This window comes from Synechococcus sp. Tobar12-5m-g (genome assembly GCF_024345415.1).
Taxonomy (GTDB): Bacteria; Cyanobacteriota; Cyanobacteriia; order PCC-6307; family Cyanobiaceae; genus Regnicoccus.
In genome coordinates this window covers 161747-183952 of sequence record NZ_JAGQBB010000002.1, presented here as the reverse complement: position 1 = coordinate 183952, position 22206 = coordinate 161747, and the positions used below count along the sequence as shown (strand labels likewise).

General features: G+C 69.5%; 24 protein-coding genes. 14 read left to right on the top strand and 10 right to left on the bottom strand.

Translation table 11 applies throughout. From position 1 onward, the window contains the following. Window positions 1–3: 3 nt before the first annotated feature. Genes KBY66_RS02735 through KBY66_RS02720 form a run of 4 tightly spaced genes read right to left on the bottom strand, consistent with a single transcriptional unit; the run spans window position 4 to window position 3738 of the window. Window positions 4–1011 carry a lysylphosphatidylglycerol synthase domain-containing protein gene (locus KBY66_RS02735; RefSeq protein ID WP_255087603.1) on the bottom strand — a complete coding sequence of 336 codons (1008 nt, stop codon included), beginning with the start codon at window positions 1009–1011 and terminating at the stop codon, window positions 4–6. After that, window positions 1011–2243 carry a nickel pincer cofactor biosynthesis protein LarC gene (gene larC, locus KBY66_RS02730; RefSeq protein ID WP_255087602.1) on the bottom strand — a complete coding sequence of 411 codons (1233 nt, stop codon included), beginning with the start codon at window positions 2241–2243 and terminating at the stop codon, window positions 1011–1013. The genes KBY66_RS02735 and larC overlap by 1 nt, the downstream gene beginning before the upstream one ends. A 4-nt stretch (window positions 2244–2247) precedes the next feature. Continuing rightward, the gene (locus tag KBY66_RS02725; RefSeq protein ID WP_399224693.1) at window positions 2248–2937 is read right to left on the bottom strand and encodes a hypothetical protein; all 690 of its coding nucleotides are present in this window, start codon (window positions 2935–2937) and stop codon (window positions 2248–2250) included. A 9-nt stretch (window positions 2938–2946) separates the two neighbouring features. Next, complete coding sequence (locus KBY66_RS02720; RefSeq protein WP_255087649.1) at window positions 2947–3738, bottom strand: hypothetical protein; 792 nt, start codon at window positions 3736–3738, stop codon at window positions 2947–2949. 83 nt (window positions 3739–3821) lie between these two features. On the opposite strand from KBY66_RS02720, the gene KBY66_RS02715 reads away from it, so the two are divergent. Continuing rightward, complete coding sequence (locus KBY66_RS02715; RefSeq protein WP_255087601.1) at window positions 3822–4709, top strand: tetratricopeptide repeat protein; 888 nt, start codon at window positions 3822–3824, stop codon at window positions 4707–4709. Here KBY66_RS02715 and KBY66_RS02710 read toward each other — a convergent pair. Continuing rightward, window positions 4639–4971 (bottom strand): hypothetical protein, encoded by a 333-nt coding sequence (locus KBY66_RS02710; protein ID WP_255087600.1) that lies wholly within the window; start codon window positions 4969–4971, stop codon window positions 4639–4641. The genes KBY66_RS02715 and KBY66_RS02710 overlap by 71 nt on opposite strands. A gap of 63 nt (window positions 4972–5034) precedes the next feature. On the opposite strand from KBY66_RS02710, the gene xth reads away from it, so the two are divergent. Beyond that, window positions 5035–5877, top strand: coding sequence for an exodeoxyribonuclease III (xth, locus tag KBY66_RS02705; protein WP_255087599.1), 843 nt, complete (start codon window positions 5035–5037; stop codon window positions 5875–5877). Window positions 5878–5930: 53 nt separating this feature from the next. After that, the gene (locus KBY66_RS02700; protein WP_255087598.1) at window positions 5931–6446 is read left to right on the top strand and encodes a hypothetical protein; all 516 of its coding nucleotides are present in this window, start codon (window positions 5931–5933) and stop codon (window positions 6444–6446) included. A 39-nt stretch (window positions 6447–6485) separates the two neighbouring features. Here the strand turns inward: KBY66_RS02700 and grrA are convergent, their stop codons facing one another. Genes grrA through KBY66_RS02685 form a run of 3 tightly spaced genes read right to left on the bottom strand, consistent with a single transcriptional unit; the run spans window position 6486 to window position 9449 of the window. After that, window positions 6486–6902, bottom strand: coding sequence for a GrrA/OscA1 family cyclophane-containing rSAM-modified RiPP (gene grrA / locus KBY66_RS02695; protein WP_255087597.1), 417 nt, complete (start codon window positions 6900–6902; stop codon window positions 6486–6488). After that, entirely contained in the window at window positions 6899–7870 is a 972-nt protein-coding gene (grrP, locus tag KBY66_RS02690) for an extracellular substrate binding-like orphan protein GrrP (RefSeq protein WP_255087596.1), read from the bottom strand. The genes grrA and grrP overlap by 4 nt, the downstream gene beginning before the upstream one ends. Before the next feature lie 31 nt (window positions 7871–7901). Continuing rightward, window positions 7902–9449, bottom strand: coding sequence for an FAD-linked oxidase C-terminal domain-containing protein (locus tag KBY66_RS02685; protein ID WP_255087594.1), 1548 nt, complete (start codon window positions 9447–9449; stop codon window positions 7902–7904). A 162-nt stretch (window positions 9450–9611) separates the two neighbouring features. On the opposite strand from KBY66_RS02685, the gene hemL reads away from it, so the two are divergent. The 6 genes from hemL to KBY66_RS02655 are packed head-to-tail and all read left to right on the top strand — an operon-like array spanning window position 9612 to window position 15470. Then, window positions 9612–10898, top strand: coding sequence for a glutamate-1-semialdehyde 2,1-aminomutase (hemL, locus tag KBY66_RS02680; RefSeq protein ID WP_255087648.1), 1287 nt, complete (start codon window positions 9612–9614; stop codon window positions 10896–10898). A gap of 5 nt (window positions 10899–10903) precedes the next feature. After that, window positions 10904–12139 (top strand): ABC transporter substrate-binding protein, encoded by a 1236-nt coding sequence (locus tag KBY66_RS02675; RefSeq protein WP_255087593.1) that lies wholly within the window; start codon window positions 10904–10906, stop codon window positions 12137–12139. A gap of 22 nt (window positions 12140–12161) precedes the next feature. Beyond that, on the top strand, window positions 12162–13094 hold the full coding sequence (locus KBY66_RS02670; RefSeq protein ID WP_255087591.1) for a branched-chain amino acid ABC transporter permease: 933 nt from the start codon (window positions 12162–12164) through the stop codon (window positions 13092–13094). Continuing rightward, entirely contained in the window at window positions 13091–13978 is an 888-nt protein-coding gene (locus KBY66_RS02665) for a branched-chain amino acid ABC transporter permease (protein WP_255087590.1), read from the top strand. The genes KBY66_RS02670 and KBY66_RS02665 overlap by 4 nt, the downstream gene beginning before the upstream one ends. Further along, the gene (locus KBY66_RS02660; RefSeq protein WP_255087589.1) at window positions 13975–14757 is read left to right on the top strand and encodes an ABC transporter ATP-binding protein; all 783 of its coding nucleotides are present in this window, start codon (window positions 13975–13977) and stop codon (window positions 14755–14757) included. The genes KBY66_RS02665 and KBY66_RS02660 overlap by 4 nt, the downstream gene beginning before the upstream one ends. Beyond that, the gene (locus KBY66_RS02655) at window positions 14754–15470 is read left to right on the top strand and encodes an ABC transporter ATP-binding protein (RefSeq protein WP_255087588.1); all 717 of its coding nucleotides are present in this window, start codon (window positions 14754–14756) and stop codon (window positions 15468–15470) included. Before KBY66_RS02660 ends, KBY66_RS02655 begins: the two co-directional genes overlap by 4 nt. Before the next feature lies 1 nt (window position 15471). Here the strand turns inward: KBY66_RS02655 and KBY66_RS02650 are convergent, their stop codons facing one another. Both KBY66_RS02650 and KBY66_RS02645 read right to left on the bottom strand, forming a co-directional pair. Next, window positions 15472–15963: an Rrf2 family transcriptional regulator gene (locus tag KBY66_RS02650; RefSeq protein ID WP_255087587.1), complete on the bottom strand. Its 492-nt coding sequence runs from the start codon at window positions 15961–15963 to the stop codon at window positions 15472–15474. Beyond that, on the bottom strand, window positions 15963–17525 hold the full coding sequence (locus tag KBY66_RS02645; protein WP_255087586.1) for a UbiD family decarboxylase: 1563 nt from the start codon (window positions 17523–17525) through the stop codon (window positions 15963–15965). Before KBY66_RS02645 ends, KBY66_RS02650 begins: the two co-directional genes overlap by 1 nt. A 54-nt stretch (window positions 17526–17579) precedes the next feature. On the opposite strand from KBY66_RS02645, the gene KBY66_RS02640 reads away from it, so the two are divergent. The 5 genes from KBY66_RS02640 (at window position 17580) to sds (ending at window position 22197) form a co-directional block, all read left to right on the top strand. Next, complete coding sequence (locus KBY66_RS02640) at window positions 17580–18338, top strand: 2-phosphosulfolactate phosphatase family protein (RefSeq protein WP_399224686.1); 759 nt, start codon at window positions 17580–17582, stop codon at window positions 18336–18338. A gap of 71 nt (window positions 18339–18409) precedes the next feature. Further along, window positions 18410–19228: a carbon-nitrogen hydrolase family protein gene (locus tag KBY66_RS02635; RefSeq protein WP_255087584.1), complete on the top strand. Its 819-nt coding sequence runs from the start codon at window positions 18410–18412 to the stop codon at window positions 19226–19228. A gap of 47 nt (window positions 19229–19275) precedes the next feature. Further along, a complete protein-coding gene (locus KBY66_RS02630; RefSeq protein ID WP_255087583.1) occupies window positions 19276–20376 on the top strand; it encodes an N-acetylmuramoyl-L-alanine amidase in 1101 nt (366 codons plus the stop codon). Further along, window positions 20377–21201 (top strand): glutamate racemase, encoded by an 825-nt coding sequence (murI, locus tag KBY66_RS02625; protein WP_255087582.1) that lies wholly within the window; start codon window positions 20377–20379, stop codon window positions 21199–21201. A gap of 24 nt (window positions 21202–21225) precedes the next feature. Beyond that, window positions 21226–22197 (top strand): solanesyl diphosphate synthase, encoded by a 972-nt coding sequence (gene sds, locus KBY66_RS02620; RefSeq protein WP_255087581.1) that lies wholly within the window; start codon window positions 21226–21228, stop codon window positions 22195–22197. Window positions 22198–22206 lie beyond the last annotated feature (9 nt).

Sequence of the window (22206 nt, the reverse complement as noted above, 5' to 3'; positions counted from 1 at the left end):
GGATCAGGCCCTGGCCGCCGCCGCCAGGGCCCCATCCAGCCGGGCCGTCAAGGCCGCCAGCAGATCGGCGAGGGTGGCCACGAGGCGATAGCTCAGGGCCACCGCCAGCAGGGGTGCCTCCGGCAACTCCGCCCCGAGCCGCAGCAGCAGCACCGCTTCGAACACCCCTAAACCCCCGGGGGCACCGGGCACCACCAGACCCACGGTCCAGGCCAGCAGAAAACCGGCCAGCCAACTGGGCCAGCCCAGGCTCAGTTGCTGATCGAAGGCCAGCACGCAGCAGGCGAAGCCACCGAAGCGGAGCAGCACAAAACCAAACTGCGGCAGCAACGGCAGCAGGGGGTAGCCCGGCAGGGCGAAGGGCTGGGCGGCCCCGTTCGCCTGGTCCAGCTCCTCCAGGCCCAACTGACGGGCTCGCCGCCGCTCCATGCGCCCGAGCAGGGGATTGAGCCAGCGGGGCATCAGCACAACGATGGGAACCAGGGCCAGCAGGGCCAGGCCGTTCTGCCAGCCCCCCAGGCCCAGCAGCAGCAAAGCCGCGCTGGCCGCCAGTACGGGATCGAGCAACACGGCCACCAGGGCCTGCGGGGTGGGCAAGGGGGCCGACAGGAGCGGCCCCGCCCCGCCCGGGGAAGGATCAGCTGCCTGGCGCAGCAGCTGCACCCGGGCGGCCAGGTGCCAGATGCCGCCGGGCAGGTACTTGAGCAGGTTGCTACGCAGGTAAAATCTCAGGCAGGCGGCCCAGGCGGGCCGAAACCCCAGCCAGCGCAGCCCCACCGTCCAGGCCAGTCCATTGACGGCCAGGCTCAGCAGGCTGATGCCGACGCCGATCATCAGCCACAGCCAGCCCTGGGGATCGAGCCGCAGGGCCAGAAGCTGCTGCCCATTCCCCAGCAGGGCGGCGAAGACAAAGCCGAAGCTCAGCAGACTCACCCAGAGCCGCGCTCCCCCCGGCAGGGGCGGCAGCGAGAGGGAAGGCAATTTCAGCGAGAGCGGCGGCAGTTTCAGCATCAGGGGCCTTCGCTTCGCGGATCTGGATTGTCGCTGGCCAGCGCGAGCAGCACGGTGTCACGCACCTGGCGCAGGCTCAGGCCATGGGCACGGGCCAGGGCCGCCAGGTCCTCGAACTCGGGCTTGGAGCGGCGGCTGCCATCCGGCAATTCGGCCTCCTTGATTCGCACCGGTCCCCAGACCGTGCTCAGCTGCCGCTGCTGGCGCGGCAGGCACCAGCGCTGCTGCAACTGCTCGCGGACCCCCAGGCTGCTGCCCTGGCGCCACCAGATCGCCCGCAGCGGCGCCGCCCGCTCGGGGGGCGCCACCACGGTGAGCAGCACACCCGAGCGCTCCTTTTTCATCTGGATGGCCTGGCTGTACACCTCCAGGGCCCCGCCGGCCCGCAGCTCCTCCACCAGGAAGGCCAGGTCCTCGGCGCTGGCGTCATCGACCTGGGCCTGCTGAAGCACCACCGTTTCCAGGTTCGGCCCAGTCCCACTGGCCAGTTCAGGCTCCGTTGACGCGTCAGCCAGCCAGAGCCGCAGCAGGTTGGGGCGATCCAGCTGGCGATGGCCCAGACCGATCCCCACCGCCGCCGGCACCATGGCGGGCGCCGCGCCGAAGCCAGCGGCCCAGGCGGCGACCAGGGCCAGGCCCGTGGGCGTGGTGAGTTCCCCGGCGGGCCGCCCCTCCACCGCGGCCAGGGGCACCCGATGACGGCGGGCCAGCTCCAGCACCGCCGGCGCCGGTAGGGGGAGCAGGCCGTGGGCCGTGGCCACCGATCCATGGCCCGCCGGCGGCGGGGCGCTGATCAGGCGGCTCACCTCGAAATGGAGCAGCCCGGCGCACACCCCCACCACATCCACGAGGGCATCCACCGCCCCCACCTCGTGAAAATGGACGGCGTCGACGGGGTGGCCGTGCACGGCGGCCTCCGCCTCGGCCAGCAAGCCGAACACCTTTAGAACCCGCTGCCGCAGGATCGGATCCATTGCGCTGGAGTCGATCTGGCCGCGTAGATCACCCCAGCGGCGGTGGGGGGGCTGGGGCTCCAGCAGATCCACGCTGAGCCGGCGGCCGCGAAGGCCGCCGCTGCGGCTCTCCTCGACCCGCAGCCGGTAGGCGCCGGTGAGGCCAAGGGCGGCCAGGGGTGCCTCCACCGCCGCGAGGGGAAGGCCAAGGTCGAACAAGGCGGCCAGCAGCATGTCGCCGGCCACGCCGGTGGGGCAATCGAGGTAGGCCAGGGTCATGGCGTCAGCGCAACAGGCGGGGGGCCTCGGCCAGCAGTTGTTCAGCGCGGTGCTCCAGCTGCTGCCGCTCGTGCCGCAGCCATTGCTCCACCTCCCGCCGTGCCCGCCGTTGCTCCCGCTGGGCCATGGCCACGTCGAAACCCGAGAGACCCCAGAGGCGCCCGAGCAGGGCCCTGTCATCGCCGCCACCCCTGGACTGGCCGAAGAGCAGGCGCTCCGCCGCCATGCCGGCCTGCAGCACCCGGCTCCAACGACGCAGGTCGTCAGCGGCCAGCTTGGCGTGGGAGGGGAGTTCGAATTCCGTGCTGCCGTTAGCGCGCAAGCCGGCCCGCAGGCAGGCGAGGCTGCCGACCAGCACCCGGCGGATCGGCAACCCGTCCTGCTCGGCGAGCAGGGAATGGCCGGCCTCATGGATCGCGATCCGCCGCAACCGCCGGCGTCCGCCCGGCAGGGCCTCGGCCAGCAGATGGCCGCCGCGGCCACCGAAGCGGGCGGCGTCGATGGTGAGCCCGGCCAGGGCTCCGCCCACCGCCAGGCTGATCAGCCAGGGGGAGATCCCCAGCACCGGCCCCAGAACGGCGAGGCCGGTACCGCCGGCCACCACAACGCCCGCTGACAGGGTGGCAATCGAACCATCGCCGGAGTCGGGCGCCGGGCCGGGCCGAACCGGGCCGGAGGGATCAGGGGGCTCCACGGTGCGTCCTCAGCCCCCCGGCCGGATGATCGCCGTGCGCTGGCTGCCGCGGGAGGGAGCCTCGCCCCGGCTGAGGGGGCCGCGCGGTGACTTCGGCTCGACCCTGGTCAGGCCAGAACGGTCAGGGCCACCACGGTCCTTGGCACCCCGTTCCTTACCGACGCGGTCTTTGCCGCCTCGGTTGCCGCGCTGGGCCACCGGAGCGATCACCTCGCAGCGCTCCAGTTGCAGCTGGCTGGCCTGGCGCCGCAGATCAAGGGAAACGAAATGGCGCAGGTGCTCCAGGGGGATCTGCCCGCGCAGCTGCAGCTTGAAGGGCTGGACGCGGCTGCCGTCGGCCCGGGGCTTCTGGCGCACCTTGATCACCAGCTCATCGCTCTCGGGGCGGGTGAAGATCAACTCTCCGCGCACGGAGAAGTAGTCGTCGCCTTCCGGGAGCTGGTCACCCAGGGGCTGGTCACTGGGGGGCTGGAGATCGACGGGCTGGTCCTCGGTGGCGGGTCCGCAGGCGGCATCGAGGGTGCTGGGCTCCCACACGCCCATGATCTGCAGATGGAGGCTGCCGGGCTCGCGGATGCGGGGATAGACGACCCAGAGGTGGGGGCTGGCCATGTCGAGGTGGCGGCGCACCAGGCTCAGCACCCTGCCCAGCACCACCGCTTCGATCTCGGTGCCGTCGGCGGTGCGGATCAGGCCGCGGGTGGGTTGCTCGGCGTCGGTGGGAACGTACTGGCCGCGCACCACGCCGATGGCCCGGTACTGCAACGGTTCGGTGACCGGGGAAATCGGATGGTGACGCATCTTGGGGAGGGGCAACCATTGGCCCACTGCCCAATCTAGCCAGGCCTTCCAGGGGGCAGACTTCAAGCAGCACCGCTGGATCCATGGCTCCCCGACTGTCCGTCGGCCGCATCGTCAACGCCCGCCGGGGGCTCTGGCTGGCCGCAGCTGGCCTGGCCCTGGCGCTCGGCGGGCTGCTGGCGGGCTGGTGGCTGGGCCAGCGCGGCGTCGGCAGCACCGTTACCGACCGTTCCCGGATCGAGGCCCAGAAGCAGGTGAACCTGCTCAAGGACGACGTGGCCCGCGGCACGGCCACCCAAGGCCAGCAACAGCGGTTGCTGGAGCTGCTTGTGGCCCTGCAGTCGAACGTCGAAGCCACCGCCCTGCTGGAGCGGATGGCGGATCAGCAACCCGACCGCTGGCCGCTTCGGTTGATGCTGGCTGAACTGCGTCGCGCCCAGAACGATCACAGCGGCGCCGAGCGGGAGGTGCGGCAGTTGCTCAACATGAATCCCGAGCGGATCGAAGCCCTCCAACTGATGGCGCTGCTGCAGTGGGAGCAGGGCCGTGGGGAGGCCGCCCAGGCCCAGCTGCAGGCGCAGTACCAGAAGGCCTCGGTGCCCCAACTGAAAGCCCGGGCCCTGCAGATCGGCCTGCTGCTTGCCGATCTGCAGCGGCGGCTGGGAAAGCTCAGCGAAGCCGATGCGCTCTACCAGACCCTGAGCCGGAGCTTTCCGGCCGACCCCAGGCCGGTGCTGGCCAGGGCGCTGCTCAAGCAGCAGCAGGGCCATACCCCAGCAGCCCTGGAGATTCTCCAGGAGGCGCGGCGACGCCAACCGAATGGCCAGGATCCCCGGCTCGATCATGTGGCGGCGGCCTGGGGGCTGGCCCCGCTCAGGGACCCTGCCGCGGGGAGCGGTCCTAAGGCCCCTTCACCCCCGCTGAACCCGGGGTCTGGGGACCCGGTACCGACTTCACCTCCAGCTCCCTGAGGGCCTGATCGACGGCATCACCGGGGTTGGTGGCGTTGTCGAGGGCCTGGCCACGGCGGATCCGGTTCATCAGTTCGATCGGATTGCTGGTGCCCAGGACTCCCTTGTTCTGCTCGGGGCCGTAGTCGTAGAGCTGCTTCTCCTGAACCGACTGGCCGCCTCCGAGCCCATCGGCACGGGCCTTAGGAGCGAGCCAGGCCACACCAGCCGTGGTCACGGCCGCGATCATGGCAACGGCTCCTAGGGCCAGGGAACGGGCCATGGCGTGAAGGAATTCAGCGGAGTTCGATGCTAGGGCTCTTTGCCAATGGATCAGCCGCTTGCCATGCGCATCGCCACCTGGAATGTGAACTCGGTCCGCAGCCGCCTTGATCAGGTGGTGGCCTGGCTGGAGCGTCAGCAACCCGACGTGCTCTGCCTGCAGGAAACCAAGGTGGAGGACCACTTGTTTCCTGAAGGGGCCTTTGCGGCCCTGGGCTACGGGAGCGCGATCAGTGGCCAGAAGGCTTACAACGGCGTCGCCATCCTCAGTCGCCTGCCCCTGGAGGATGTCCAGGTCGGCCTGGAGGCCCTGCTGCCGGGGGACAACGCGGCGGGGGCATTGAGCGAGCAGAAGCGGGTGATCAGCGCCCTGGTGGAGGGGATCCGGGTGCTCAACCTCTACGTGCCGAACGGCTCGGGGCTCAAGAGCGAGAAGTATGGCTACAAGCTGGAATGGTTGGCCTGTCTGGGCCGTTACCTGGCCGCCCAGGCCGAGCAGGGGGAAGATCTCTGCCTGGTGGGGGATTTCAACATCGCCCTGGAGGATCGCGACATCCATGACCCGGCCCGCCTCAGCGGCGGGATCATGGCCAGCGAGCCTGAACGGCTGGCGCTGCGGACGGCCCTGGGGGAGCGCCTGCACGACGTGTTCCGGCTGTTCGAGCCGGCCAGCGATCACTGGAGTTGGTGGGATTACCGCAGCGGGGCCTGGGACCGGGACCGGGGCTGGCGCATCGACCACATCTACCTCTCGGACGCGCTGCTCGCCTGCGCCACCGGTTGCGCGATCGACAAGCAGGTGCGGGGCCAGGAGCAACCCAGCGACCATGCCCCCGTGGTGGTGAACCTGCAGCTCCCCGAGCAGGATGCCGAGGACGGCTTTGCCGAGGTGAGGGAGTTGGGCTGAAGAGGAATCAGGTCGTGGGTTCGGACCTAGGTTGGCGGGAGTTGAAAGCCCCCATGACCATCCCTGGCGCTTCCGTTCCTGCCGCTTCGGTGCCTGGGGCCGTGGGCCGGAGGTTTGGAGCCTGGTTGGGCTTCGGCGCCGCCCTGGCGATCAGCGGGGCGGCGACCGCCCAGGCCCAGCCGGTCTGCTCGTTCCTGCTGCCCGTGGGCGGCAGCGGTGATCCGGTGGTTTCGAAGCGGGTGGGTCCCGGCCGCCTGCTGGGCCGCACCAACTGGAACACCGATTTCATCGTGGACCGACCCTTCAGCAGCTATCGGTTCTTCTTCACCGCCACCTCCACCGACCCCGCCACCTACCCGGTGCGGGGATACATGATTTTCACGGATCGCACCAGCCTACGCCTGTTCGATGTGACCATCTCTCCACCTGAGGGGACCGGCCGCATGTTCGGACCGTTCCCCACCATTCCCGGCCGCCGCACCAGCCTGATGAACTTCCACATCGGCTCGAGCTCCCAGCCCGGCGCCCTCGGCTTCAGCTACCGCATCTCAGTGCAGGGCTGCAACTGAGGGGGGGCTGATCGAAGCGACAGCCGTTGGAGAGGACAATCACCAGTTGCGGAACACGCCGCCGCGGGGGGCGGCGTTCAAGAACCCGCCGCCGCCATAGGCGCCGTTGACGAAACCACCACCGCCATTGACGAAGCCCCGGCTGGCGCCCCCGTAGTAGGGGTGGCCATTGACGAAGCCGCCACCGCCCGGCCCCCGGACCGCACCGCCATAGCGTCCATTGACGAAGCCGGCAGCGATGTGCTGATCAGGCCCTTGCCGATGAGCAGAGGCCGGCGTCGGGCCATCGATCCCGCCCTGCCGCTCCCGCAGGGCTGTGGCGATGCGGCTCAACCTGGCCTCGATCGTTCCCGTGGCGGCAGGGTTGCCAGTGCCGGTGGCCCAGGCCGATGGAAGGGCCAGCACCGTGAGCGAAATCAGAACGCCGAGCATGCCGGCACGGGAGGTGATCGTCATGGGGCTTGAACCGAGGGGGCAGGGGTGGGGGCCGGAACCTGGATCTGCTCATAGGTGAGCAGGACGTTCTGAAAGTAATCCTTGATCAGCTGGGGCGGAAGGTCCAGCAATCCCTTTGGGCCCAGCCAGCGGTTGACCAGATCCTGATCGGCCTTGTTGTCGTTTAGGTAACCCTGCAGCAACTTGGCGACCGCCAGGTTGGCCAGGTTGCGGAAGGTGGAGTTGTTCTCCGGCAGGATGCAGCCCACCGCGTAGCGGGCCAGGGGTGCTTCCGGCACGAGCCCATAACCCTTGGCGCCAGTGCGCTGGAGCGCAGCCGCCAGCAGCAGCGAATCGCCCGCCACCGCATCGAGCTGGCCGGCGACCAGCTGGCCGACCCCCTCGCTGAGACCCTGGATGGGCACCCGGAGGGCCCTCGGTTGCAGGGCCTTGATGGCCCGATCCCCCAGGGAATCCGGCACCACCCCGACCCGCTTGCCGACCAGGGAATCGGCGCTGCCGCTGAGCCGACCCTGCGGGGTGAGCATGCGGATGCCGGACAGGCTGAAGGGCAGGGTGAAGTCGACGAACATCTCCCGTTCCCAGGTGAACTGGGCGCCGCAGGCGAGATCGAGTTCACCGGTTTTCACCTGCCGGAAGAGGGTGGCCGGATCGTTGACGGGCTGCGCATCCACCGTGATCGGCTTGCCGAGGTAGCGGGACAGCTCAGCGGCGATCCGCTCCGCCACCTCAATGCCATAGCCCGTGGGCTGCTTCTGATCGGTGAGGAAGGAGTAAGGCGGCAGGTTGGTGGGCCCGGCCACGTTGATCACACCGGTGCGGGCCGCCCTTTCGATCACCGTTTCCGCCCGGGCCAGCGACGGGGTCAAGAGGGGGAGAAGGATTGCCGTCAGGGCCACGGCAACGTTGCGTGGAGCGTGACTCAAGCGGCGCCGGAGCTTCAGCACATCAGGAAGGGCGAGGACCATCGGGCCCATTGTGACAAGCCGTTGGGGGGACTCAGAACACCTCCACCGTCTCGCTCACGGCATCGGCCCCGTTTCCACCGATCGCAGCGGACCCCACAAGACCACCAGGGAGACCATCCTCGCTGGGTAGGCGGAGGGTGCGGCCCCGGCGCGCTGACTCCCCACAGCTGCGGGGGGTGGGAAACAACTTGCCGGGATTGGCACGGCCTTCCGGGTCAAAGGCCCGGCGCACCAGCTGCATGGTGGCCAAATCCTCCGGGGTGAACATCCAGTCGAGGTAGCAGCGCTTGTCGGAACCCACGCCATGCTCGCCGGTGATGCTGCCGCCGGCGTCGATGCAGAGGCGCAGGATCTCGGCGCCCAGATCCTGAACCCGCGCCAGCACTCCGGGGGTGCTGGCGTCGTAAAGGATGAGCGGGTGCAAATTGCCGTCGCCGGCATGGAACACATTGGCCACCGGCAAGCTGTAGGCAGCGCTGAGCGCCTCGATCGCCGCCAGCACGCCTGGCAGGGCGCTGCGGGGCACCACACCGTCCTGCACGTAATAGGTGGGGGTGATGCGGCCCACGGCGGCGAAGGCGGATTTGCGGCCTTTCCAGAGCTGGGCGCGATCGGCATCGCTGCGGGCCCGGCGGATCGAGCGGGCGCCCGCCTGGCGGCAGAGTTCATTGGTGCGCTCCGCCGCCGCCCGCACCTCCTCGCTGCGGCCGTCGAGTTCGATCAGCAGCACCGCCGCCGCATCGCGGGGATACTCATCGACGCCGAACAGATCATCAACGGCGTTGATCGTGAAGTTGTCCATGATCTCCATGCCCGCCGGGAGAACCGCCGCGGCCGTGACGGTGCGCACCGCTTCGCCGGCCGCCTCCATCGAGCTGAAATCGGCCAGCAGCACCTCAACGGTCTGGGGCGCAGGCAGCAGCCGCAGGGTGATGGCGGTGGCAATGCCGAGGGTGCCCTCGCTGCCGATGAACACGCCGCGCAGGTCGAGTCCCGGCATCTCCGCCAGCGGCCCGCCGAGGCGGGTGACCGTGCCATCGGGCAGCGCCACCTCCAGCTCCAGCACATGGTTGCTGGTGACGCCGTACTTGAGGCAGTGCACCCCACCGGCGTTCTCGGCCACGTTGCCGCCGATGCTGCAGACCACCTGGCTGGAGGGGTCCGGGGCGTAATAGAAGCCCTCGCCACTCACCGCCCGGGTGACCCAGCTGTTGATCACGCCCGGCTGCACAGTGATGCGCTGGTTCTCGAGGTCCACCGCCAGAACCGAACGCATGCGGCTGGTGACCACGAGCAGGGCCTCCTGTTCCACCACCGCCCCGCCCGAGAGACCGGTGCCGCTGCCGCGGGCCACGAACGGCACTCCCAGCTCACAGCAACAGCGCAGGATGGCAGCCACCTGCTCGGTGGTTTCCGGCAGCACCACCAGGGGTGGCTGGTGGCGGTGCAGGGTGAGGCCGTCGCTGTCGTAGGTGAGCAGCTCCTGGCGCCGTGCCACCACCGACCGCTCGGGAAGGAACCGGCGCAGGTGTCGTTCGATCCGCACCCAGGGCAGGCTCGAAGTGCTGGGCGTATCCACCAACGGAAGCAGGTTCAGCCATCGGGACTTTACCGAGCCGGCACCGGCTGGACGGATTGGTCGGATCCTGCGTAAGGATGGGAAATGGCTGTTGCAATCAAGCGGCCGCCCCCAACACCCGCGGAGTGCGCTTTGACATCGGCCCCCGTCTCGGCTCCAGCCCTGAACACCACCCGTTCCCAGGACATCTTCCGTGCCGCGCTGAACCTGATGCCGGGTGGGGTGAGTTCGCCGGTGCGGGCCTTCCGCTCGGTGGGCGGCCAGCCGATCGTCTTCGACCGGGTCAGTGGGGCCTACGCCTGGGATGTGGATGGCAACCGCTACATCGATTACATCGGCAGTTGGGGGCCAGCGATCTGCGGCCATGCCCACCCGGAGGTGATTGCCGCCCTCCACCAGGCGCTCGAGAAGGGCACCAGCTTCGGCGCCCCCTGCGCCCTGGAGAACACCTTGGCGGAGATGGTGATCGAGGCCGTGCCGAGCGTGGAGATGGTGCGCTTCGTGAACTCCGGCACCGAAGCCTGCATGTCGGTGCTGCGCTTGATGCGAGCCTTCACCGGCCGCGAGAAGCTGATCAAGTTCGAAGGCTGCTATCACGGCCACGCCGACATGTTCCTGGTCAAGGCGGGGTCGGGCGTCGCCACCCTCGGCCTGCCCGATTCTCCTGGTGTGCCGAAGAGCACCACGGCGAACACCCTCACCGCCCCCTACAACTGCCTGGAATCGGTGAAACAGCTGTTCGCCGACAACCCCGGAGAGATCGCCGGGGTGATCCTCGAGCCGGTGGTGGGGAACGCCGGGTTCATCACCCCCGAACCCGGCTTCCTTGAGGGGCTGCGGGAGCTCACCACCGAGCACGGCGCCCTGCTCACCTTCGATGAGGTGATGACTGGTTTCCGGATCGCCTACGGCGGCGCCCAGGCGAAGTTCGGAGTCACCCCCGACCTCACCACGATGGGCAAGGTGATCGGCGGCGGCCTGCCGGTAGGGGCCTATGGCGGCCGCGCCGACATCATGGCGCTCGTGGCCCCCGCCGGGCCGATGTACCAGGCGGGAACCCTCAGCGGCAATCCCCTGGCGATGACGGCCGGGATCAAAACCCTCGAACTCCTGAAACAGCCCGGCACCTACGAGCGCTTAGAGGCGGTCACCCAGCGGCTCTCCGCCGGCATCCTGGCGGCCGCCCGGGAGGCCGGCCGGCCGATCAACGGCGGTTCGATCAGCGCCATGTTCGGCTTCTTCCTCTGCGAGGGCCCCGTCCACAATTTCGAGGACGCCAAGGCGGCAGACACCGCCCGCTTTGGCCGCCTGCACCAGGCCATGCTCGAGCGCGGCGTGTATCTGGCGCCGAGCGCCTTCGAGGCTGGCTTCACCTCCCTGGCCCATTCCGACGAGGACATCGACATGACCCTGGCCGCCTTCCGCGCCAGCTTCGCCGCGATCGCCTGAGCGGCATGGGCTCTCGTCTGGTGTCTCTTCCCGCCCTGGCCGCGGCGCTCCTGGGGGTCGTTTCGGTGCTGGCGGCCTGTGGCTCCGACGGCAGCCAGCAACCGCTGAATCTCAGCGGCGGGGTGCCGGTGGGAGCGGTGCTGGCCCTCACCAGCAACGCCAATGCCTACGGCCAGGATCAACAGATCGGCCTGGACCTCGCCCAGCGCTGGTTCAACGGCCCTGGCCTGGGAGGCCAAGCCGGAGGCATCGGCGGCAAGCCGGTGCGGCTGCGGATCGAAGACGGCGGCGGCGATGAGCAGGGTGCCAGCCAGGCCTTCAACCTGCTGATCGATGCCGGCGTGGTGGCTCTGATTGGCCCCACCCTCTCCCAGCAGGCCTTCGCTGCCGATCCGATCGCCCAGCGCCGAGGCGTGCCCGTGGTGGCCCCCTCCAACACCGCCGTGGGGATCCCCCAGATCGGCAGCTTCATCAGCCGGGTGTCGGCGTCGAGTGCGGTGATCGCACCGCTTTCGATTGCCAAGGCCTTGGAACTGAATCCCGGCATCAGCCGGGCGGCGGTGTTCTATGCCCAGGACGATGCCTACAGCACCTCCGAAACCACCATCTTTCAGAAGGCCCTCACCACCAAGGGGCTGAAGCCAGTCACGGTGCAGCGCACCCAGCTCAACGACCAGGACTTCCAGAATCAGATCACCGCCGCCCTGCGGCTCCACCCCGATCTGATCGTGATCTCGGCCCAGGCGGTGGATGGCGGCAACCTGATCCGCCAGTTGCGGGAACTGGGCTACAAGGGCGCGATCGTGGTGGGCAACGGCATGAACACGCCGAACATCTATCCGATCTGCCAGGCAAGCTGTGACGGCATCCTGATCGCGCAGGCCTACAGCCCCGAACTGGCCACGCCGATCAACCAAACCTTTCTCAAGCTTTACAAGCAGGCCAAGGGGGGGGCGATCCCGCCCCAGCTCACCGCCCAGGCCTTCACCGCCTTCCAGGTGGTGGCCGAGGCCCTGGAGCGGCTGAACCGGCGGCAGCCCCTGGGCGCACTCAAACTGGCGGAGGCCCGCACGGCCCTGATGGCCGAGCTGCTGGGTGGCCGTTACGACACCCCTCTGGGAGAAATCAGCTTCACCCCCGACGGCGAGGTGGTGCAGAAGAACTTCTATGTGGCCCAGGTGCGGATGCAACCGGATGGCCGCAGCGGACGCTTCGCGCTGCTGAACGGATCCCCGCCCTAGCCGCAGCCGCAACCCCTCCCCCTTGGACCACCTGCTCCAGATCCTGGTCAACGGCCTCTCCGCCGGTGCGGTGTACGCCCTGTTTGCCCTCGGCTACACCCTGGTGTTCTCGGTGCTGGGGGTGATCAATTTCGCCCATGGCGCCGTCTTCACCCTCGGGGCCTACTTCACCTATCTGCTGATCGGCGGGCCGGTGGGCGCCAACGGCGCCCTGGCCGGCTTTCGGTTGCCGTTCGCCCTGCCCTTCTGGCTGGCCCTGGCCGTGGCCGGGCTCGGCGCCGCCCTGGTGAGCCTGCTGGTGGAGGCCACCGCCTTCGCCCCCCTCCGCCGGCAACGGTCCGACCCCCTGCTCACCCTGATCTCCAGCCTTGGCGCCGGCGTGGTGCTGGTGAACCTGGTGCAGATCCTGATGGGAGCCGAGAGCTACGCCATCCCGGCCGGCACCCTGGCGGGGTTGCCCGCCGCCGTGAACCTGGGGGGAGCGACGGTGCGCACCGTGCAGCTGCTGCTGATGGGCATCGCCGCCCTGGTGCTCGTGGTCCTCACCCTCTGGCTGGAGCGCAGTCGCAGCGGCAAGGCGTTGCAGGCGGTCTCGGAAGATCCGCTGATGGCCAGGCTGCTGGGCATCCCTGCCGGGTCGATGATTCGCCTGGCCTTCGCGATCAGCGGCTTTCTGGCCGGGGTGGCAGGCGGCCTGGTGGGCCTGAGTGTGAGCATCGCAGGGCCCTACTTCGGCATTGGCTTCGGCCTCAAGGGCCTCGGGGTGCTGGTGCTGGGCGGCCTGGGCAGCGTGCCGGGGGCCGTTCTGGGGGGCCTGGTGGTGGGCCTGGCCGAGGCGCTGGTGCCGGCCGAGTTCTCCGGCACCAAGGACGGCGTGGCCTATGCCTTCCTGTTCCTGATGCTGATGCTTCGGCCCCAGGGGCTGCTGGGCAGACCCCAGAGCAGCAAGGTGTGAGCGGGCTCTCCCTGCTGGTGCAGATGGGCCTGGCTGCCCTGCTGGCGCTCTCGGTGTCGCTGCCGCTGCGCTGCGGCCAGCTCTCGCTGGCCACGCCGGGCTTCTACGCGATCGGCGGCTACGTGGCGGCCCTGCTCTCCACCCGCTGGCAGGCGCTGGGCGGAGCGGCAGCCACGTACCCACTGCCCTCCCTGCTGCTGGAGATGGGGGTGGCGGCCCTGGTGGCCGGGGCCGTGGCGCTGCTGGTGGGACGGCCGGTGTTGCAACTGCGCGGCATCTACCTGGCCATCGCCACCATCGCCCTGGTGGAAATGCTGCGGGTGCTCAACCTGAATCTGGAATGGAGCGGTGGAGCGGTGGGGATCTTCGCCATCCCCCAGCCCTTCGCCGGACCCGGCGGCTATCTGGCCTTCACAGTCCTGCTGCTGGCGGCCTGGTGCTGGATCTGCGCCCGGCTGGATCGCATGCGCCTGGGACGGGCGATGGCCGCGATCCGGGAAGATGAGCTGGCTGCCCGTTGCATGGGGATCGCCACCACCGAGGTGAAGCTCACGGCCTTCGTGCTCAGCGCTGTGATCGCTGCCCTGGCCGGGGTGGTGGCGGCCCACTTCCTCAACACCTGGAACGCCCGCCAGGGCAGTTTCGACGCCAGCATCACCACCCTGGCCTTCGTCGTCTTCGGCGGCTCCCGCACCTGGTTGGGGCCGGTGGTCGGCGGGCTGGTGCTCACCGCCCTGCCGGAGCTGCTGCGGCCGGTGGGCGACCTGCGCCTGATCGTCTTCGGGCTGGTGATCCTGATCGGCCCGGCCCTGTTTCCTCAGGGCCTGATCACGCCGGAGCGGCTGGACTGGCTGGGGCGGGCATGGAAAAGCCAGGGCCGATGACACCCCCACCACCGCCGCCCCTGCTGGAACTCGAGGACATCAGCCGCCGCTTCGGCGGCCTCCTGGCCCTCAACCGGGTGTCCGTGCGGGTGGAGGAGGGGGAGATCCTGGGGCTGATCGGCCCCAACGGCGCCGGCAAGACCACCCTGTTCAACCTGATCTCCGGCGTCACCCCGCCCAGCGCCGGTCGGATCCTCTGGCGGGGAGAACCCATCCGTGGCCTGAGCGAGGACAGGGTCAACCGGCTGGGGATCGCCCGCACCTTCCAGAATCTGCGCCTGTTCGGCCCGCTCAGCTGCCTGGAGAACGTGCTGGTGGGGCTGCACCACAGGGGCCGCTCTTCCCTGGTCGGCGCCCTGCTGGCCCGGCCGGGCTTCCGACTCCAGCAGGCGAAGCTCCGCCTTCAGGCCCTGGAGCTGCTGGAATTGCTGGATCTGGCGGAACAGTTCCATCAACCGGCCGCGAGCCTGCCCTATGGGCTGCAGCGCCGGCTGGAGATCGCCCGGGCCCTGGCCACCGCCCCGCGCTTGCTGCTGCTCGATGAGCCGGCCGCCGGCATGAACCCAGGCGAGAAGGAGGAGCTCTGCGGCCTGATTCAGCGGCTGCGCCAGCAGTTCGCCCTCACCGTGCTGGTGATCGAGCACCACGTGCCGCTGATGATGCGCCTCTGCGACCGCATCGCCGTGCTCAATTTCGGCGAGCGGATCGCCGAAGGCCCCCCGGAAGCCGTGCGCCGCGATCCGGCCGTGATCGCCGCCTACCTGGGGGTCGACGGATGAGCGGCACTCCCCTACTGGCCCTTACTGGCCTGGCGGTCCGCTATGGGAACGTCCAGGCCCTGCGCGAGCTGGATCTGGAGATGCACCCGGGCGAACTGGTGGCCCTGCTGGGCTCCAATGGCGCCGGCAAGAGCACCACCCTGCGGGCGATCTCCCGTCTGGTGCGCCCCTCGGCAGGTGGGATCACTTGGCGGGGGAGGCCCCTGGCCAGGGCGTCCACGGAGGGCACGGTGCGCCTGGGCATCGGCCACTGCCCGGAGGGGCGGCGGGTGCTGGCACGCCAGAGCGTGGCCACCAACCTCGAGCTGGGCGCCTATCTGCGCCGCGATCGGCAAGGCATCCGCGCCGATCTGGAGCGCTGCTACGAGCGCTTTCCCAGGCTGGCGGAGCGGCGCGGACAACGGGCCGGCAGCCTCTCCGGCGGCGAGCAGCAGATGCTTGCAATCGCCCGGTCGTTGATGGGCCGCCCAGAGCTGCTGCTGCTGGATGAACCCAGTCTGGGGCTCGCTCCCAAGCTGGTGGCGGAGGTGATGGCGATCCTGGCGGAGCTGCGCCGCGACGGCCTCACGATCCTGCTGGTGGAGCAGAACGCCCTCGCCGCCCTGGCCATCGCCGATCGGGGCGTTGTGCTGGAGGCGGGCAGCGTGAGCCTGCGGGGGAGTGCCGCCGAGCTGCTCGCCAATGACGCCCTGCGGGCCAGCTACCTGGGCTGACTCAACCCAGCATGAGCCCACCGTCCTCCCGCAGACATTCCTGCCAACTGCGCAGATCGAAAACGAGTTCCTCCAGGGTGAGTTCGGCGAGTTCCCGCTGCAGGGCCTGACGCAGCCGGCGCTCCAGCGCCATCACCACCCGATCACCTGCCCGTGAGAGGTCGCCTGGATTCCAGCCAGGCCAAGCATCGAGGGGCTCTGCGATCTCCACCGCCGGGTCCATCGCAAGATCCACCGCAGGATCCGCAGACACCGCCTGGAGCAACTCGGCCAGGGGGATGGACGCAGCCGGGCGGGTGAGGCGATAGCCGCCGCTGCGGCCCCGCCGCGCCTCCACCAGGCCGGCCCGCCGCAGCTGCAGCAACAGCTGCTCCAGCATGGGGGCAGGGATGGACTGAGCGGCGGCAAGCTGCTGGACGGATCGCCAGGCCCCGGGATCGAGGGCCAGCTCCAGCAGGGCCCGAAGGGCATAGAGGCCGCGCCGCTTCAGCATCAGCGCCGGACGGCCAGCCGCTCCAGCACGTGCTCCAGGGTGTAGCCGAACAGAACGGGGTCGGGGTCGCCGGCGCCCAGGTCGGCCAGGCCAAGTTCGGCCCAGCGCCCATCGATGTGGGCCTCCAGATCTCCCGGGCGGCTGAGCGGTTCGCCCCAGGCGTGGCGCTTCTCCGGACCGATCTTGGTGGTGGCGTCAATCGCCAGTCGGCCGCCCAGCCCCAGCCGCTCACTGGCGAAGTCGAGCGAGTCGAAGGGGGTGTCTTCGAGCACGAACAGATCCCGCTGGGGATCCACCTGGGCGCTGATCGCCCAGATCACCTGGCGCGGGTCGCGGATGTTGATGGCCTGATCGACCACCACCACGAATTTGGTGTAAGTGAACTGGGGCAAAGCGCTCCAGAAGGCCATCGACGCCCGCTTGGCCTGACCTGGATAGGCCTTGTCGATGGCGATCACGGCCAGCTTGTAGCTGAGCCCCTCCATCGGCAGGAAGAAATCAACGATCTCGGGAATCTGCTGGCGCAGGATCGGCGTGTAGATGCGGTTCAGGGCGATCGCCAGCATCGCCTCCTCCTTGGGGGGCCGGCCGCTGAAGGTGGTGAGGAACACCGGGTTCTTCCTTTGGGTGACGCACTGGAAGCGCACCAGAGGCGAGGCTTCCACACCGCCGTAGAAGCCCATGTGGTCGCCGAAGGGGCCATCGGGCCGCTCCTCGCCGGGGCTGATCGTGCCCTCCAGCACCACTTCGCTGTGGGAGGGCACCTCCAGATCCACGGTCTTGCACTTCGCCAGCCGCACCCCCTCGCCGGCATAGATCCCGGCGAACAGCCACTCGCTGAGCTGCACCGGGATCGGAGTGGCCGCCGCCATCACCAGCAACGGGTGCACGCCGATCGCCACCGCCACCTCCAGGGGCCTGCCCAGGGCCGCCGCCTTGCGAAGGTGCCGGGCTCCGCCCCGCACCGAGAGCCAGTGCACGGTCATCGTGTTTGCCGACTGGCGCTGCAACCGGTAGACCCCCACGTTGGGCACGCCGGTTTCGGGATCCTTGGTGATCACCAGGCCGAGGGTGATCACCCCGCCGGCATCACCCGGCCAGGGGCGCAGCAGCGGCAGGCTGTCGAGATTCACCGCCTCACCCTTGAACACCTGCTGGTGGCAGGGGGGGATCAGGTCGCGGTCGGGACGGGCCTTGATCACATCCCAGAGCACGCCCCCGAAGCGCATCGCCTCCTTGAGCCCCTTCGGTGGGCGGGGCTGCTGCAGCAGGGCGAGTCGTTCACCCAGGTCTTCGAGTTGCTCAGCCCGCTCCATCCCCATGCTCCACACCACCCGCTGCACGGTGCCGAGCAGATTCACCGCCACGGGCATCGGGCTACCAATCACGTTCTCAAACAGCAGACCCGGTCCGCCCCGGGCCAGCACCCGGTCGGCGATCGCGGCCAGCTCCAGATCGGGGTCGACGGGGGCGGTGATCCGCCGCAACTGGCCCCGCTCCTCGAGCAGGGCGAGAAAGCCGCGTAGGTCGCGTGTTGCACTCTTCGGCAACGCCACCGTCATGGGCCTGGGGTCGGTTGCTGCTTACTGTGACGCACCTCCCCCATCGGCCGCGCCGTGCAGATCCACACCTTCCACAGCTCGGAATCGGTGCCGCCGCTTGGGTCCGCTCCCGACACAGCCACTCCCGACGCAGCCGTGGTGATCGACGTGCTGCGCGCCACCACCACGATCGCCTGGGCCCTGCAGAACGGCGCCGAGGCGATCCAGGCCTTCGCCGACCTGCCGAGCCTGGAGGCGGCGGCGGCGGCCTGGCCTGCCGAGAAGCGGCTGAGGGCCGGCGAACGGGGCGGGGCCATGGTGGAGGGATTTGATCTGGGCAACTCCCCCCTGGCGGTTACGGCGGAGCGGGTGGGGGGGAAGCGCATTTTTCTGAGCACCACCAACGGCACCCGCTCCCTGGATCGGGTGCGGGCCGTGCCGCTGCTGCTCACGGCCTGCCTGCCCAACCGCCGCGCCGTGGCGCAGCGGTTGCTGGAGCAGGGCGCCCAGACGGTCTGGATCGTGGGCAGCGGCTGGGAGGGGGCCTTTTCCCTCGAGGACACCCTGGCGGCAGGCGCGGTGGCGGCCGCGGCGATCGAGCTGGGCCGAAGCCGCGGCGTTGCGGTGCGGGAGGGCAATGACGAGATGGTCGCCGCCCTGGCGCTGTGGGAACAGTGGAAGAACGATCCCGAGGGCTGCCTGAGGCTGGCCAGCCATGGCCAGCGGCTGATCGGCCTGGGCGACCATGACGCCGACTTCCGCTGCTGCGCTGCGGTGGACAGCCTGGAGATCGTGCCGATCCAGACCGAGCCCGGGGTGCTCAAGGCCAGCTGATCCCCAGCCATCCGCCCCGAGCCGGGCCTGCCCTCCTCCCCTACAGTTCCGCCGATCTTTCTTCTCCCCCCGTGCCCAGCTTCCTTGCAGCCGCCCTGCAAATGACCAGCACCCCGGATCCGGAGGCGAATTTCACCGCCGCCGAGGAGCTGATCGAGCTGGCGGCCCGGCGGGGTGCCGACCTGGTGGGTCTGCCCGAGAACTTCGCCTTCATGGGCGACGACGACCGCCGCCTGGAGCTGGCCCCGACCCTGGCGGAGCGTTGCAGCCGCTTTCTGGTGACGATGGCGCGGCGTTACCAGGTCACCCTTCTGGGCGGAGGCTTTCCGGTGCTGGCCGGTGAGCGGGTCACCTACAACCGGGCGGAGTTGGTGGGCAAGGACGGCCAGCTGCTGGCCCGCTACGACAAGATCCACCTGTTCGACGTGGACCTGCCGGACGGCAACACCTACCGGGAGTCGGAAACGGTGCAGCCCGGCAACGCCCTGCCGCCCGTGGTGGATGTACCAGGTCTCTGCCGCATCGGTCTGTCGATCTGCTACGACGTGCGCTTCCCGGAGCTCTACCGCCACCTGGCCGGGGCGGCGGCGGAACTGATCATGATCCCGGCCGCCTTCACCGCCTTCACCGGCAAGGATCACTGGCAGGTGCTGCTGCAGGCACGGGCGATCGAGAACACCGCCTACGTGCTGGCACCCGCCCAGACGGGGCTGCACTATGGGCGCAGGCAAAGCCACGGCCATGCCCTGGTGATCGATCCCTGGGGCACGGTGCTGGCCGATGCCGGCGTGGCGACGGGGCTGGCGGTGGCGCCGGTCGACCCCAGCCACGGCCAACGGGTCCGAACCCAGATGCCCAGCCTCCAGCACCGCCGTCCTTCGCTGTTCTGACCCTGGCGACGCCGCGCCCACCATTGCCGGGGCCGCTGCGCAGCCGGTTGCGAAGCGGCGGCTTGATCGGTTGCGTCGCCTCCCTGGCGCTGCTCCTGGGCGCCCTGCCGGCCCAGGCGGCCAGCGCCCTGGCGGCCTGGCGGATCAGCCGTGATGGGGTTCTGGAACTGCGCACCACCCCTTCGATCACCCTGCAGGCCTTCTACGAAGCGGGGCAGGGCGGCCAGGGCCCCCGGATCTGGATCGATCTGCCCGGCGCCCCCCAGCGCACCCGCAGCCTGCGGGGAAGCGGCGTGCTCCAGGAAATTCGCATCGGCAAGCCCGATGCAGGCACCACCCGCCTCGTGCTCGAGTTCGCCCCCGGAACGGAGCTCGATCCAGGCGCCATGCGCCTGGTTGGCACGGCCCGGGATCGCTGGCGGCTGGAGCTCTCCGGGCTCCGCTCCGGCAGCATCGCTCCGGTGGGAGAAGGGGATGTCGAGGCTGCGGCCGTGGCCTGGCGCCCCCGTCCGGCACCCTGGCAGCCCTCCTCGCCATCGGCCTTTCAAGGGGGCAGTGGCGCGCCCCTCAGGGCCACCGGCCTGCCGGGGTTGGCGAAGGGCCGCTTCACGGTGGTGATCGATCCGGGCCATGGCGGTCCCGACCCCGGCGCTGTGGGGATCGGCGGGCTGCGCGAAACCGACGTGGTGCTGGACGTGAGCCTGCAGGTGGCCAGGCTGCTGCAGGACCGGGGCGTGCGGGTGGTCCTGACCCGCACCTCCGACATTGACGTAGACCTTCCCCCCCGGGTCGCCCTGGCCAACAGCAGCGGCGCCGACGCCTTCCTGAGCATCCACGCCAATGCCCTGAACATGGAGCGGCCCGATGTGAACGGAATCGAAACCTTCTACTTCCAGAGTTCCCTCTCCAGGGCCCTGGCGAGCGCCGTGCAGTCCGAGGTGTTGGCCGTGTCGCCGGGCAGCCCCGATCGGGGCGTCAAGCCCGGCCGCTTCTTCGTGATCCGCCGCACCGTGATGCCCGCCGCCCTTGTGGAAACCGGCTTCGTGACCGGCGACCTCGACTCCCCCAGGCTGGCCACCGCCGCCCATCGGCAACAGCTGGCGGTGGCGATTGCCCGCGGCATTCTCAGTTATCTGGGGGGCGGCTGAATGGCCCGGCGGATCGGCCTGATGGACAGCGGCCTCGGCGGCCTGACCGTGCTGCGACAGGTGCTGGAACGCCATCCCCGCCAACCCTTTCTCTACCTGGGCGACACGGCCCGGGTGCCCTATGGCCAACGGTCGACGACGGAGATCCGCACGATCGCCCGGGAACTGGTGGGCTGGTTTCGGCAGCAACGGGTCGATCTGGTGGTGATGGCCTGCAATACCACCAACGCCCTGGCCTTCGACGTGTTCGAGGCGGAGGCCGGGGTGCCGGTGCTGGGCCTGATCGACAGTGTGGCCGCCCAGCTTCGGGTCGATCGGGTGGGGGTGCTGGCCACCCCGGCCACCGCGGCCAGCGGCGCCTACGGCCATGCCCTCCGCGCCGGCCATCCGGGCACCGTGGTGGTGGAGGTGGGCTGCCCGGCCTTCGTCCCCCTGATCGAGGCGGGCGATCTGAACGACGAACGGCTGCGCCAGGCGGCTCGCCTTTACCTGGAGCCGCTGTTGATCGCCCGGGTGGAAACGATCGTGCTGGGCTGCACCCACTACCCCCTGCTGCAGGATCTGCTGCGGGAGCTGCTGCCGGCGGAGGTCACCCTGGTGGATCCGGCGGTGGCGGCGGTGGAGAGGCTGGGGGCTCTGCTCCAGCAGACGCCTGTGGCTCCAGCCTCCAGCTGCGGCCTCCACCTGCCCCGCACCCTGGCGAATGACGGCCGGTTCTGCGTCACCGGCGACCCCCGCTGCTTCGCCCGCGCCGCCACCCCTTGGCTGGGCTGGCAACCCGCGGTGGAGCAGGTGAGCCTGCACACACCGGTCGGGGCCTCCTAGGATCTTCCCGGCAGTGCGGCGGACATGGCAACGGTTGCTGAATTGCTTCAGCCGGTCGAGAACGACCTGGAAACCCTGCTGAGTGATCTGCGCAACCTGATCGGCGCCGGCCATCCGATCCTGCAGGCGGCGGCCGAACATCTGTTCAGTGCCGGTGGAAAGCGCATCCGCCCTGGCATCGTGCTTCTGCTTTCCCGGGCCCTGTCGCCCCAGGGGGAGCTGGGGCCGCGCCACCGGCGCCTTGCCGAGATCACCGAAATGATCCACACCGCCTCCCTCGTCCACGACGACGTCGTTGATGAGGCCTCCACCCGACGCGGCGTCGACACGGTGCACAGCCGCTTCAACAATCGGCTGGCAGTGCTGGCCGGTGATTTCCTCTTCGCCCAGGCCAGCTGGCACCTGGCCAACCTCGACGATCTGGAGGTGGTGAAGCTCCTGTCCAGGGTGATCATGGATCTGGCTGACGGGGAAGTGCGCCAGGGGCTCTACCGCTACGACACCGGCCAGAGTTTCGAAACCTATCTGGGCAAGAGTTACTGCAAAACGGCCTCTCTGATCGCCAACAGCGCCAGGGCTGCTGGCGTGCTCAGTGGCCTGGCTGCCAACGAACTCGACCAGCTCTACCGCTTCGGACGGCAGCTGGGCCTGGCCTTCCAGGTGGTGGATGACATTCTCGACTTCACCGGCAGCGACCAGCAGCTGGGCAAACCGGCGGCCAGCGACCTGGCGGCGGGATACCTGACCGCCCCGGCCCTGTATGCCCTGGAGGAACGCCCCGCCCTGGCGGGCCTGATTGAGCGGGAGTTCTGCGAACCGAACGACCTCGCCCAGGCCCTGGACCTGGTGCGCGGCTGCGATGCCATTCCCCGCTCCAGGGCCCTGGCGGAGGGCTTCGCCCGCGAGGCCCGCCTGTCGCTGCAATGGCTTCCCCCCTCGGAAGCCGGCTCCGCCCTGCTGGCCCTGCCGGAGTTCGTGCTCAGCCGACTGTACTGAAGGGGATCA